Annotated in this window: 9 protein-coding genes, 2 tRNA genes and 1 pseudogene; 8 read left to right on the forward strand and 4 right to left on the reverse strand. The window is 60.7% G+C overall.

Annotation, left to right across the window (positions count from 1 at the left end):
• Nucleotides 1-473: 473 nt before the first annotated feature.
• A tRNA-Pro gene (locus FHW77_RS16425) sits at nucleotides 474-550 on the reverse strand.
• Nucleotides 551-814: 264 nt separating this feature from the next.
• On the opposite strand from FHW77_RS16425, the gene FHW77_RS16430 reads away from it, so the two are divergent.
• The 4 genes and pseudogenes from FHW77_RS16430 to FHW77_RS27055 all read left to right on the forward strand — a co-directional run bounded on the left by FHW77_RS16430 (nucleotide 815) and on the right by FHW77_RS27055 (nucleotide 4,057).
• The gene (locus FHW77_RS16430) at nucleotides 815-1,237 is read left to right on the forward strand and encodes a hypothetical protein (RefSeq protein ID WP_004440437.1); all 423 of its coding nucleotides are present in this window, start codon (nucleotides 815-817) and stop codon (nucleotides 1,235-1,237) included.
• Between the two features lie 380 nt (nucleotides 1,238-1,617).
• Nucleotides 1,618-3,351: a malate dehydrogenase (quinone) gene (mqo, locus tag FHW77_RS16435; RefSeq protein WP_034495922.1), complete on the forward strand. Its 1,734-nt coding sequence runs from the start codon at nucleotides 1,618-1,620 to the stop codon at nucleotides 3,349-3,351.
• A gap of 142 nt (nucleotides 3,352-3,493) precedes the next feature.
• Nucleotides 3,494-3,775, forward strand: coding sequence for a type II toxin-antitoxin system ParD family antitoxin (locus tag FHW77_RS16440; RefSeq protein WP_004440433.1), 282 nt, complete (start codon nucleotides 3,494-3,496; stop codon nucleotides 3,773-3,775).
• A pseudogene (locus tag FHW77_RS27055) lies at nucleotides 3,765-4,057 on the forward strand (type II toxin-antitoxin system RelE/ParE family toxin). Before FHW77_RS16440 ends, FHW77_RS27055 begins: the two are co-directional and overlap by 11 nt.
• 12 nt (nucleotides 4,058-4,069) lie before the next feature.
• On the opposite strand, the gene FHW77_RS16450 reads toward FHW77_RS27055, so the two are convergent.
• A tRNA-Gln gene (locus FHW77_RS16450) sits at nucleotides 4,070-4,144 on the reverse strand.
• Between the two features lie 203 nt (nucleotides 4,145-4,347).
• Here FHW77_RS16450 and FHW77_RS16455 point away from each other — a divergent pair.
• Nucleotides 4,348-5,256 (forward strand): MBL fold metallo-hydrolase, encoded by a 909-nt coding sequence (locus tag FHW77_RS16455; protein ID WP_004440431.1) that lies wholly within the window; start codon nucleotides 4,348-4,350, stop codon nucleotides 5,254-5,256.
• A gap of 255 nt (nucleotides 5,257-5,511) precedes the next feature.
• Here FHW77_RS16455 and FHW77_RS16460 read toward each other — a convergent pair whose 3' ends face one another.
• Complete coding sequence (locus FHW77_RS16460) at nucleotides 5,512-6,432, reverse strand: DUF1499 domain-containing protein (RefSeq protein WP_004440428.1); 921 nt, start codon at nucleotides 6,430-6,432, stop codon at nucleotides 5,512-5,514.
• Between the two features lie 579 nt (nucleotides 6,433-7,011).
• Between FHW77_RS16460 and FHW77_RS16465 the strand changes: the two genes are divergently transcribed.
• The 3 genes from FHW77_RS16465 to FHW77_RS16475 all read left to right on the forward strand — a co-directional run bounded on the left by FHW77_RS16465 (nucleotide 7,012) and on the right by FHW77_RS16475 (nucleotide 9,327).
• Nucleotides 7,012-8,376, forward strand: a complete 1,365-nt coding sequence (locus FHW77_RS16465) for a dicarboxylate/amino acid:cation symporter (RefSeq protein WP_004440424.1) — start codon at nucleotides 7,012-7,014, stop codon at nucleotides 8,374-8,376.
• A gap of 148 nt (nucleotides 8,377-8,524) precedes the next feature.
• Nucleotides 8,525-8,923: a hypothetical protein gene (locus tag FHW77_RS16470; RefSeq protein ID WP_034495926.1), complete on the forward strand. Its 399-nt coding sequence runs from the start codon at nucleotides 8,525-8,527 to the stop codon at nucleotides 8,921-8,923.
• Nucleotides 8,924-9,054: 131 nt separating this feature from the next.
• The gene (locus FHW77_RS16475; protein ID WP_004440421.1) at nucleotides 9,055-9,327 is read left to right on the forward strand and encodes a hypothetical protein; all 273 of its coding nucleotides are present in this window, start codon (nucleotides 9,055-9,057) and stop codon (nucleotides 9,325-9,327) included.
• On the opposite strand, the gene ppdK is transcribed toward FHW77_RS16475, so the two are convergent.
• Nucleotides 9,305-12,031 carry a pyruvate, phosphate dikinase gene (gene ppdK / locus FHW77_RS16480; protein WP_004440419.1) on the reverse strand — a complete coding sequence of 909 codons (2,727 nt, stop codon included), beginning with the start codon at nucleotides 12,029-12,031 and terminating at the stop codon, nucleotides 9,305-9,307. The two genes, FHW77_RS16475 and ppdK, sit on opposite strands and share 23 nt — an antisense overlap.
• Nucleotides 12,032-12,155 lie beyond the last annotated feature (124 nt).

Genomic DNA, 12,155 nt, shown 5'->3' on the forward strand with positions numbered 1-12,155 from the left:
CGTTCATTCGGCGTTCATGGGCAAAAGGCGAATTTGCCCTCGGTCGCTCCGCCAAGCGGCCGAACAGAGGCTCGTTGCTTGAAAATGCAGCGGGCCTCTTTTTTGATCGCGATAAGTTGATGACGGCGATGGCCCTGAAACTCGGGGCTCGCGACTGTCACGGGTAACTTCTTGGATTGTGGACCTGAATTGACACTTCTAAGACGGTCCGTGTCGCGCGTCCCCTGAAACAGGCCGCGACATTGGGGCCTGGCGCTTGGCGGAGCGACGGGCCTCTTTTATTCGCGCATACGGAAAAGTGGAAGCGCAGGAAGTTGCGACAACCTACCCAACTGGGCTCCGAGGCATGGGCGACGAATGCATTCAAACCGGCTCTGATGCGACCGGTCCGGTTGATGTATGACGATTTGATATGGAGGTTTTCAGCAAGTATCGGGATTTTTTGCAAGCCGCTGATTTATCGGGCTTCTAGCTGGTCGGAGTGAGAGGATTCGAACCTCCGACCCCCACGTCCCGAACGTGGTGCGCTACCAGACTGCGCTACACTCCGTGACCAGCGGCGCTTCTATAGACCAGCCTCCGGCATTCGACAAGCGGCTTATTGCATTTTTTATGACAAGTTTTCCCCACCTGCTGAAACAGCCCCGGCAGGCACCGGCGGCACCGGGCGGAAGGCTTCAAAACGTTACAAAAAAGCAATTGTGGCAGGAAATTTTCATCGGGCCGCACAGCTCCCCTGCCCGCCGCCGCCAAATCTGCTAGGGGAACGGAATGACCGGCGGGATGCCGGACACGGCACAAAGGACATTTCACCATGCTATTTCGCAGCGTAACGCTTGCAGCGTTTGCCATTGCGCTCTCGGCCTGCACCACTTCCACCGATGGCTCCACGCCCTCCTTCACCCAGAAGAGCCCGGTTGAGACCCGTTGGGTCGGCCAGTCCGCAGGTATTTTCTTCGCCAAATTCGGCCCGCCGCTGAGCGACACCGAAAGCGGCAGTTCCACCGTCTACAACTGGCGCGGCGGCTACAAGAAGGCGACGATTCCGGCGAAGTTCGAAGAAGCCAAGGATGGCAAAAAAGGCCGGCAGATTTCGCCCGCCCGCACCGCCTCCCTTTCCTGCACGGTGCAGCTGGTCGTCTCCAGCGATTACAAGATCACCGCCGTCCGCACGATCTCCGATCGCCCGGGCGTCAACGGTCCGAGCTACTGCGCGGAATTCCTCGCCGCCAACTGATCGTCAGCCACAAGCCAAAATGCGCGAAGGCCTGCCCGAACCGGTGGGCCTTTTCACTTTTTCGGGATTTCCGTCATTATTCTGAAAAAAATTGTGCCTGAAGCGGCACCTTGCGGATCGTAACTCAGTGGAAAGGGTGCTGGCGCTGCGTTTTTGGCAAAATCCCGCCAGGGAACGCTTTCAACCGTTTGAAAGCCGCGACTTATCTTAACAATCATCAAAACGATAATCGGCAAAACCGTGAAATCGGCCGTCCGCCACGGCAAAATCCGCACAAAACCGCTTGAACTGGAGTGGATGAGTCCGGGTTGTGCCGGTTTGCGCTTTGCTATAACGGGGCGATCGGGAGGAGTGTTTTTAACACAAAACAAGAATCAGGTATGGCCGTGACTCCCATCGATCAAGACAAATCCCAGCTCACTGATCTCTCCGAGGAAACTTCCCTCTCCCACGCATTGCCGATGAACCGCAGACAGGTTCTTGGTGGTGCTCTCGCCGGACTTGCCGCAGCAGCGCTGCCCTCTTCCGCGCTTCTCGCCAATACGACTGCCAAGAAGGTCGACGTGCTTCTCATCGGTGGCGGCATCATGAGCGCGACGCTCGGTGTGTGGCTGCGCGAGCTGGAGCCCACCTGGTCGATGCAGATGCTGGAGCGGCTGGACGGCGTGGCGCTTGAAAGCTCCAACGGCTGGAACAATGCCGGCACCGGCCATTCCGCGCTTGCCGAGCTGAACTACACGCCTGAAGACGACAAGGGCAACATCAAGATCAGCCAGGCGATCAACATCAACGAATCCTTCCAGATTTCCCGGCAGTTCTGGGCATGGCAGGTGCGCAACGGCGTTTTGAAGAACCCGCGCTCCTTCATCAACCACACGCCGCATATGAGCTTCGTCTGGGGTGACGAGAACGTCGCCTATCTGGAAAAGCGCTATCAGGCGCTGAAGGCGAGCCCGCTTTTCGCGGGCATGGAGTTCTCCACCGATCCCGAGCAGATCAAGAAGTGGGTGCCGCTGATGATGGAAGGCCGCGATCCTTCCCAGAAGATCGGCGCAACCTGGTCGCCGCTCGGCACCGACATGGAATTTGGCGAAATCACCCGCCAATTCGTCTCGCATCTGCAGAGCGACCAGAATTTCGACCTGCAGGTCAATAGCGAGGTTTCCGACATCCAGCGCAACGCCGATGGCAGCTGGCGCGTGACCTATACCAACACCAAGACCGATGCCGAACAGGTGGTGGATGCGAAATTCGTGTTCATCGGCGCCGGCGGCGGCGCGCTGCATCTGCTGCAGATGTCCGGCATTCCGGAAGCGGATGATTATGCCGGTTTCCCTGTCGGCGGCTCGTTCCTCATCAACGAGAACCCCGATGTGACGATGCAGCATCTGGCCAAGGCCTATGGCAAGGCCTCGGTGGGCTCGCCGCCCATGTCGGTGCCGCACCTCGATACCCGGGTGCTGGGCGGCAAACGCGTCATCCTCTTCGGACCTTTCGCCACCTTCTCGACCAAGTTCCTGAAGGAAGGCTCCTATTTCGATCTCGTCTCCTCCGTAACAACCAGCAATGCCTGGCCGATGGTGCGCGTCGGCATCGATGAATATCCGCTGGTCGAATATCTCGCCGGCCAGCTGATGATGTCGGATGACGACCGCTTTGCTGCGCTGAAGGAATATTTCCCGAATGCCAAGCAGGGCGAATGGCGTCTCTGGCAGGCAGGCCAGCGCGTGCAGATCATCAAGCGCGACGAGGAAAAAGGCGGCGTGCTGCGGCTCGGAACCGAAGTCGTCTCCGCTGGGGACGGCAGCATCGCCGGCCTGCTCGGCGCTTCGCCGGGCGCTTCCACCGCTGCGCCGATCATGCTCAGCGTTCTGGAAAAGGTCTTCAAGGACAAGGTGGCAACGCCGGAATGGCAGGCAAAGCTGCGCCAGATCGTGCCGAGCTACGGCACCAAGCTCAATGACGACCCGGAAAAGGTACGTGAGGAATGGGCCTACACCGCCGAGCACCTGCAGCTGCCGACCCCGCCGCAGATCGATCTTGAGGCCCTGAAGGGCGCCGGTGCGGCGCCTGCGGGTGCACCCGTGAAGAAGGTGCCTGATATCGCGCTTTAAAGTTTAGGTGCGATTTAGGATTGGACGCCGCGTGTCTCTGGATGCGCGGCGTTTTTTGTTGATCTAATTCTTGATACTGAAATATCTCGTCGGCCAATCCTCTTGGTGGTAATAGTTGCTACCAATTCGATGGAGAGCTTAGATGGCCAATGTTGAAAAGATCAGCGTCTCGATGACTCCCCAGCACGCCGAAATCTTGCGTGACGCCGTGGAAAGCGGTGCTTATGCCAGCAGCAGCGAAGTCATCCGTGAAGCGATACGAGACTGGTCGGCAAAATGGGTTCAGCGACGCGACGACATTGCCAAGCTGCGCGCATTATGGACCGAAGGCAAAGCCAGTGGCAATTCAACCGAAGTGGATTTCGACGAGGCGCTCAATGAAGCGCGTGCAGAACTGGCCTCGTTGAAAAATCGTGACCATTAAACTTGTCTGGTCGCCCCGCGCGCGCAGCGATGTGAAGAAAAATCTATATCGATATCGGCAAATCACAGCGCCTTGCCGTTCCGCGCCAAAGCGGAGCGCTTGGTCGACCATCCTCACCTCGGCGAGCGCCGCCCGGAAATTTTCCCATCCGCCCGCATGCTGGTTGAAGCGCCTTACATCATTCTCTACGAAACCGTGCCGGATACCGATGGCGGCGAAATATATTCCGTGGAAATCGTTCGCGTGATCGACGGTCGCCGGAACCTGCGAACGTTGTTCTGACTTGGGGATAGATGGCTGGGGCGCCAGGATTCGAACCTGGGAATGCCGGTACCAAAAACCGGTGCCTTACCGCTTGGCGACGCCCCAACAGGGCAGCGAAAGCGAAACGCCGCTGCCTGAACCGCGCCTGATTAGCAAAGCCTGCCCGGCGCGGCAATGACCCGGCGACCAATTTTTTCACAAAATTCAAGCTTTTTGGGTGCCGTGTCGAAGTTCGCATGTTAGGGCTTGGCCGTGACGCGGATGAGGCCGCGGCGCAAGCATGCATAGCATTTTTTCAGGAGGTCTCGATGGCGGACCCGGCATTCGATCTCGATTTCCAGCCGGCCTATGGCGAGGCGGTTCCCGTCGCCCCGCTCATCCAGCGCATCACCGTCAACAATCCTTCCGCCTTCACCTTCCATGGCACCAATTCCTATATTGTCGGCGACCGTTCCGTCGCCGTCATCGATCCCGGCCCGGAGGACGAGGCGCATTTTCGGGCGCTGATGGCCGCGCTCGAAGGGCGCGAAGTCACGCACATCTTCGTCAGCCACACCCATCGCGATCATTCGCCGCTTGCCCGCAGGCTGGCGCAGGCGACCGGGGCGCTGACGGTGGCTGAAGGCCCTCACCGCGCCGCCCGGCCGCTGCATGTGGGCGAGACCAATCCCTTTGCCGAAAGTTCCGATACGGCTTTCGCGCCCGACATTGCGCTGGGCGACGGGCAGAGCCTTTCCGGCGACGGCTGGACATTGACGGCGCTGCATACGCCGGGCCACACCGCCAACCACGCCGCCTTTGCGCTTGAGGGCAGCGGCATCGTCTTTTCGGCCGATCACGTCATGGCCTGGGCCACCACGATCGTCGCGCCGCCTGATGGGGCGATGAGCGACTACATGGCTTCACTGGAGCGGTTGCTCACCCGCGACGACCGGTTGTTCCTGCCCGGCCACGGCGGCCCGGTCACCGATCCCGCAGCCTTCATGCGGGGCTTGCGCGCCCACCGCCGCATGCGGGAAAAGGCGGTGTTGAAGCGGATCAGGGACGGCGACAGGCTGATCGCCGATATGGTGAAGGTGATCTATGCCAGCACCGACAAGCGTCTGCATGGGGCGGCGGCACTTTCCGTGCTGGCGCATATCGAGGATCTGATCGAGAAGGGCGAAGTTCGGACGGATGGCGCGCCTTCGCTCACGGGTGAATATTTCCCGGCGTGACGGGGTTTTTACTAGCCAGCTCTCAAGGTGCTTTCGTGATTGCCGCCCCTTCTGTGGGGAGCGAGCGGGTGCCACCTGTTTCTTCTCCCCGCCGGGGAGAAGTCCGCGGCAGCGGGATGAGGGGGCAAGCTCTCCGAAAATCTCCGCCGTTGCCCCCTCATCCGGCCCTTCGGGCCACCTCCTCCCCGGCGGGGAGAAGAAACGAGCGGCGACGTCGCGATCCATTCGGCCAACGTGTAGCTTTGCCTTCCGGCCTCAATTATCGTTCAGCCCCTGCATCTCCGCATCCAGCGCATCGAGATAGGCCTCGGCAATCGCCGCACCCATGCCAAGATCGTGCGGGCCGTAGCGGGAGGCGACGCGGACATCGACGATGGTAGTTTCCGCCTCTTCCTTCAGGCGAATGAGGATATCGAAGCGCAGGCCCCAGATGCGGGTGCGGGTTTCACCCTGCATCAGCACCACGCCGCTGCCGTTGAAGAAGGTGGGCAAAGGCGCGTCGGTCGGGCGGGCCATGGGCACGGGCACGATGGAGGGCAGGTCTTCCACCGGCGCATCGTCGGCGGGCTGCTGCCTGTCCTGTGCTGGCACCCCGACGGCAGGGGCATCCTCCGCCCCGATCACACCCTTCGTATGGGTAATGCGGATGTTCTGGGAGGCGGCCATTTTTTTGGCGGCGGCGTAGATGCGGTCTATCGCGCCTTCATAACGGCGCCCGGCAAGGCTGGCATAGGCCTCCATCTGCGCATCGCGATCAGCCTTGGTAATGGTCGCGGGCCGCACCAGCCATTGCTGGTTGGCGGCCGGTGTCGCCAGCCACTCCGGCACATCGCTCAGGTCAGTGGAGATGTCGTAAATCTTCGGCTGCTGCCAATAAAGAAAGGCGCCGTAGCCGACAACGCCGAGTGGCAAGGCCGAGAGAAGCAGCGCCGCCAGCGCCGAAAGGCCGCCGCGTGCGCCTCTGGTCCACAGCCGCTCAAGGCCGATCAGCGCCAGAAGCACGGCAAGAAAAGCGATGCCTGCGGCAATGAGGAGCAGCCCGACAAGATCAGGCGTCGTCAGCGGCCCGAAACGGTGGATGCCGGCGGCGATGAGAAAAAGCGCCAGTGCCGCCAGGCCCAGATAGCGGGAAAGATAGGCTGCAACCGAAAAAGGCCGGACGAAACGCACAGTCATGGAAGCGGATATCCGTTAGATCGCATTGGCTAAGAGGCGTTGCACCCGGGTTCTGGCAGGGAATCACCTGCATATGATGTCATAGACCGGAATTGCGGCGAGGAAAACAAAGGAGGGGGCGATCTGCGGGTAAAGCGTGCCCCCCGAAGACCTCTCTTCCGCCATTCCGGGTATGATCCACTTCTGTCCGGGTTAAATTTCCGGACAGGTCGCAGTTTCCTTGAGGTCGGTGATTAAGGGTGAAGACTCGCTCAACGTCATGCTCGGCTCTGTGCAGAGGATCTAACTACCTCCAATAAAAATCAATATGTCGGCAGACCTCGGGACAGGCCCGAGGATGACGTCGGCGCAATTGGCATGACTTTCCCTGCGCGACGGACTGAGAGGCCAAGCCAACAAGAAGCAGGAATATTTTTCCGCATTGCCGTAGCGTCAGGGAATAATTCCCCGACAATGCAACAAATACGCACGTTCATCCCTTAATTGCTGAGGAAATCGGCGTATTCTCGGCGACCTCCCTCGAGAATGCTTGTAAAAAATGCAACATTCTCGCTTTCTTGCACAATAAAGAGACATGTCATGTCACAGGCAACGACCTCTGCCCGCCCCTCGGGGCATAAACCCTTTTATCGCAATTTTGGCTTTCAGGTTCTGATAGCCATGGTCATCGGCCTGCTGCTTGGCCTTGTTGCCCGCAATATCGGCCCCGACGCCGCCGGTAGCCCCAACTGGCTCTCGGTGACGCTGCAGACCATCGGCAGCATATTCGTCCAGCTGCTGCGCGCACTCGTGCCGCCGCTGATCTTTACCGCCATCGTCGCCTCCATCGCCAATCTCAAGAACCTCTCTAATGCGGCGAAGCTCGTCTGGCAGACGCTGCTCTGGTTCGCCATCACCGCTTTGATCGCGGTCGTCATCGGCATCGTGCTCGGTCTTGTCATCCAGCCGGGCGTCAACACGGCGATCGCCAATACGGCCGCGGCAGCACCGTCCTCCACCGGTTCTTGGCTGGACTTCCTCAAGGGTCTCGTCCCGGCCAACGTCTTCGGTCTTGAAGCATCTACCAAAATCAGCAATGGCGCGGCCAGCACCTCGCTGAATTTCAACGTCCTGCAGTTGCTGGTGGTGTCGATTGCCTTCGGTGTCGCGGCGCTGAAAGCCGGCAAGGCGGCGGAGCCGTTCCTCGCCTTCAACCAGTCGCTGCTCGCCATCGTGCGTAAAATCCTGTGGTGGGTCATCCGCCTTACCCCCATCGGCACCATCGGCCTGCTTGGCCGCGCAGTTGACCAATATGGCTGGACCACGCTGTCGCAGCTCGGCTGGTATGCAGCGGCCGTCTATATCGGTCTCGCACTGGTGCTTTTCGTCGTTTACCCGGCGCTGCTTCTCGCGCATGGCCTGAAGCCCTCGCGCTTCTTTGCGGGCGCATGGCCGGCCATCCAGCTCGCCTTTGTCTCGCGTTCCTCCATCGGCACACTGCCCGTCACCGAAACCGTGACGGAAAAGAGCCTCGGCGTGCCGCGCGAATATGCCGCCTTCTCCGTGCCGCTCGGCGCCACGACCAAGATGGACGGCTGCGCCGCAATCTATCCGGCAATCTCGGCGATCTTCATCGCGCAGTTCTTCCAGGTGCCCCTCGGCATTCAGGAATATGTGCTGATCGTCTTCGTTTCGGTGCTCGGTTCCGCCGCAACGGCCGGACTGACCGGCGCGGTGGTTATGCTCACGCTGACGCTCTCCACACTCGGACTGCCGCTCGAAGGGGTGGGCCTGCTGCTCGCAATCGACCCGATCCTGGACATGGGCCGCACCGCGGTCAACGTCGCCGGACAGGCGCTGGTGCCCACCATTGTCGCCAAGCGTGAGGGCATTCTCAACGAGGCCGTTTATAACAACGCCAAGGACATCGACGCACTCGATGACCGTGAAGTGGCGACGGCCTGACAGCAATAGTCGCGGGGCGTTTCCGATAAAAAGGAGACGCCCTGCGTTGGCCGCTTCCTTTGCCCCATTAAAGTTAGGGGTTGACGGAGATGGCTTCATCGATAGCCATAACGACACGGACAAAGCGCAGCTTCAGCGGAACGTATGCATGGTGAAACGTAACTGGATCTATGTCGGCCTGCTCGTCTTTGTCTCAGTCGGGCTGCTTATCGACGCGGCCATCTGGCCCGCCGGATCGCCCAGTTCCTTTACCGCAAACGATCTGGTGCAGATGATCGGCATCATCACCCTGTTTGCGTGGTGGCAGATAGAGGATGCCGAAAAGCGGGGTTCCCGACGCAGCTCTGCCGTAAAATTCGCGACTATTCTGCTCGCGCCTGTGGGCCTTGCCATTTATCTCTATCAGACCCGCCGCTGGACACGCGCCACCCTCGGCCTGATCGCATTCATGGGCGGTCTTCTTCTCGCCGGCATCCTCACGCTTCTGTTGAGTGACTGGCTCATTCAGCAGGGCTTTTTCCCGCCCTCCTTCCTGTCCAGATATTAAGCACAGCGGAGGTGCCTGCGGCGGCCTATCGACGCAACTTTCCACCTTGCCGCGGCTTTTCCCCGTCTTAAAACAGGCGTATCAATCTCGGCAATAAGTGCCGTACGGCTGTCATATCAGGGAGAAACAAAATGCGCTTTTCCATCGTCTTCGGTGCGCTTGCCGCCATGCTGGCGCTCACCGCATGCCAGACGCTGACACCGGAAGAGCGCCGGGCTCGGGATGAGGCGACATGCCGGGGTTACGGTTTCCGCCCCGGCACTGACCCGATGGCCGGTTGCCTTCTCGATCTGGAAATGGACCGCCGTGCGGACAACCGTGCCTGGCAGGCGCAGATGAACCGCGACATGTTCTACCGTCCCGTGGTGGTGGAGCGGCGCATCATCGTCCAACAGAACCCCTGACGGGGATAAAGGCGACATTGCTTGCGACCTGCCCTTCTTCCGCCCGCGCGGCAAGCGTCGCCTGCGCGGCGGCTAGGCGGGCGATGGGCACGCGAAAAGGCGAGCACGAGACGTAATCAAGATCGGCATTTTCGCAGAAATGGATCGAGGCCGGGTCTCCGCCATGTTCGCCGCAGATACCGAGCTTCAGTTCTGGCCGCGTCTGGCGGCCGCGTTCGGCGGCGATGCGGATCAATTCACCCACGCCATCGAAATCGAGCGAAATGAACGGGTCGCGTTCGATGATGCCCTTACGCTGATAGGTATTGATGAAGCGCGCCGCATCGTCGCGGGAAATGCCGAAGGTCGTCTGCGTCAAATCGTTGGTGCCGAAGGAGAAGAATTCGGCCGCTTCGGCAATGACATGGGCGCGCAGGGCCGCACGCGGCAGCTCGATCATGGTTCCCGTGAGATATTCGATCTCCATGCCGGTTTCTTTCGCCACCGCAGCGGCGACGCCATCGATGACCGCAGTCACGTAATCCAGTTCCGAACGCAGGCCGACCAGCGGCACCATGATCTCAGGCACGACGGGCGCGCCGGTAATGCGCGCCGCCGCAACGGCCGCTTCGAAAATGGCGCGGGCCTGCATTTCGGCGATTTCCGGGTAGGAGATGGCGAGACGGCAGCCGCGATGGCCGAGCATGGGGTTGAACTCGTGCAACGCATCAAGCCGCTGGCGGAACACCGTCTGCGGCATGCCCATGGCGGCGGCAACCTCGACGATTTCACCATCCGTCTTCGGCAGGAATTCGTGCAGTGGCGGGTCGAGCAGGCGGATCGTCACCGGCAGGCCGTGCATGATCTGGAAAAGTTCGGTGAAATCCGAGCGCTGCATCGGCAGAAGCTCATCGAGCGCCGCCCGCCTGCCCTTTTCGCTTTCGGCCAGGATCATCTCGCGCATGACATGGATGCGGTCGCCCTCGAAGAACATGTGTTCGGTACGGCAGAGGCCAATGCCCTCAGCGCCAAAGGCGCGCGCGGCGCGGGCGTCGGCGGGCGTGTCCGCATTGGTGCGCACGGTCATCCGGCGCAGCTTGTCCGCCCATTCCATCAGCTTGCCGAAATCGCCCGAGAGTTCCGGCTGCGTCATCGGCACTTCGCCTTTCAGCACCCGGCCGGAGGAGCCGTCAATGGTAATGACATCCCCCCGCTTCAGCATGCAGCCGACGCCGATCAGCACCCTGTTGCGCATATCGACGCGCATGGAGCCGGCGCCGGTGACACAGGGAATGCCCATGCCCCGCGCCACCACGGCGGCGTGGCTGGTCATGCCGCCGCGCGTCGTCAGAATGCCTTCGGCGGCATGCATGCCGTGAATATCTTCCGGGCTGGTTTCGATGCGCACCAGAATGACGCGACGCCCCTCGGCCTCGGCGGCGACCGCCTCTTCCGCGGTAAAGACGATCTCACCCGTTGCCGCCCCCGGAGAGGCGGGCAGGCCGGAGCCGATGATGGGACGGGATGTGCCGGGATCGATGGTGGGATGCAGCAGCTGGTCGAGCGACGACGGCTCGATGCGGCAGACGGCTTCGTCCTGCGAAATCAGCCCTTCTTCCACCATATCGACCGCAATCTTCATGGCGGCACGGGTGGTGCGCTTGCCGGAGCGGGTCTGCAGCATCCAGAGCTTGCCGCGCTCGATGGTGAATTCAAGATCCTGCATGTCGCGGTAGTGGGTTTCCAGCCGCTTGCAGATCGCCAAGAATTCGGAAAAGGCTTCCGGCATCAGCTTTTCCATGGATGGCTTGTCGGAGCCGGAGGCCAAGCGTGCGGCCTCGGTGATGGATTGCGGCGTGCGGATGCCCGCCACCACGTCTTCGCCTTGCGCATTGACGAGGAATTCGCCGTAAAGCTCCGCCTCGCCTGTCGAGGGGTTGCGGGTAAAGGCGACGCCGGTTGCCGAGGACGAGCCGAGATTGCCGAAGACCATGGCCTGAACGTTAACGGCCGTGCCCCAGTCGCCGGGAATATTGTGCAGGTGCCGATAGGTCACGGCACGGTGGTTGGTCCAGCTGGCGAACACGGCGCCAATTGCGCCCCAAAGCTGGACGTGACAATCCTGCGGGAAGGCTTCGCCGAGCTCATCTTCGATCAGCTTCTTGTAGAGCGAAACGACGTGCTGCCATTCGACCGCCGACATGTCCGTATCGTATTCATGGCCAAGCCGGCCTTTTTCATCTTCGAGGATTTCCTCGAACATTTCATGGTCGAGACCCATGACGACATCAGCATACATCTGGATGAAGCGGCGATAGCTGTCCCAGGCAAAACGCGCGTCGCCCGCATCGTGGCCCAATGCCTCGACGGTGCGGTCGTTGAGACCAAGGTTCAACACCGTATCCATCATGCCGGGCATGGAGGCGCGCGCGCCGGAACGGACGGAGATGAGCAGTGGCGACTGGCTGCCGCCGAAGGTCTTGCCGGTCACGATTTCCATACCATGCAGGCCGGCCATGACCTGAAGCTTCAGGTCATCCGGGAGATCGCGGCCGTTCTTGTGATAAAGCGCGCAGGCGTCGGTAATGATGGTGAGGCCGGGGGGAACGGGAAGGCCGAGACTTGCCATTTCGGCAAGGTTTGCGCCCTTGCCGCCCAATATCGCAACGTCACCTGCCCGGCCTTCGGCAGCACCGTTGCCGAAGGTATAAACCCATTTTTTCATTCCACGCTCTCCACCCAGAAGCGTTGTCATTTTTCTATCATCTACAGCATTGGCGGCACGTTGGGAACGCCGCAACGCGTAGTTTACATCGCAGTGCAGCATAATTGCGGCGAATTGCGCGCCA

The organism is Agrobacterium sp. RC10-4-1, assembly GCF_014138475.1.
Lineage (GTDB): Bacteria > Pseudomonadota > Alphaproteobacteria > Rhizobiales > Rhizobiaceae > Agrobacterium > Agrobacterium pusense.

What these genes read in the sequence shown, in the direction of transcription:
- FHW77_RS16430 (WP_004440437.1), top strand. Translation starts at nt 815, where the DNA reads ATGCTATTTCGCAGCGTAACGCTTGCAGCGTTTGCCATTGCGCTCTCG.
- mqo (WP_034495922.1), top strand. Translation starts at nt 1,618, where the DNA reads ATGGCCGTGACTCCCATCGATCAAGACAAATCCCAGCTCACTGATCTC.
- FHW77_RS16440 (WP_004440433.1), top strand. Translation starts at nt 3,494, where the DNA reads ATGGCCAATGTTGAAAAGATCAGCGTCTCGATGACTCCCCAGCACGCC.
- FHW77_RS16455 (WP_004440431.1), top strand. Translation starts at nt 4,348, where the DNA reads ATGGCGGACCCGGCATTCGATCTCGATTTCCAGCCGGCCTATGGCGAG.
- FHW77_RS16460 (WP_004440428.1), bottom strand. Translation starts at nt 6,432, where the DNA reads ATGACTGTGCGTTTCGTCCGGCCTTTTTCGGTTGCAGCCTATCTTTCC.
- FHW77_RS16465 (WP_004440424.1), top strand. Translation starts at nt 7,012, where the DNA reads ATGTCACAGGCAACGACCTCTGCCCGCCCCTCGGGGCATAAACCCTTT.
- FHW77_RS16470 (WP_034495926.1), top strand. Translation starts at nt 8,525, where the DNA reads ATGGTGAAACGTAACTGGATCTATGTCGGCCTGCTCGTCTTTGTCTCA.
- FHW77_RS16475 (WP_004440421.1), top strand. Translation starts at nt 9,055, where the DNA reads ATGCGCTTTTCCATCGTCTTCGGTGCGCTTGCCGCCATGCTGGCGCTC.
- ppdK (WP_004440419.1), bottom strand. Translation starts at nt 12,031, where the DNA reads ATGAAAAAATGGGTTTATACCTTCGGCAACGGTGCTGCCGAAGGCCGG.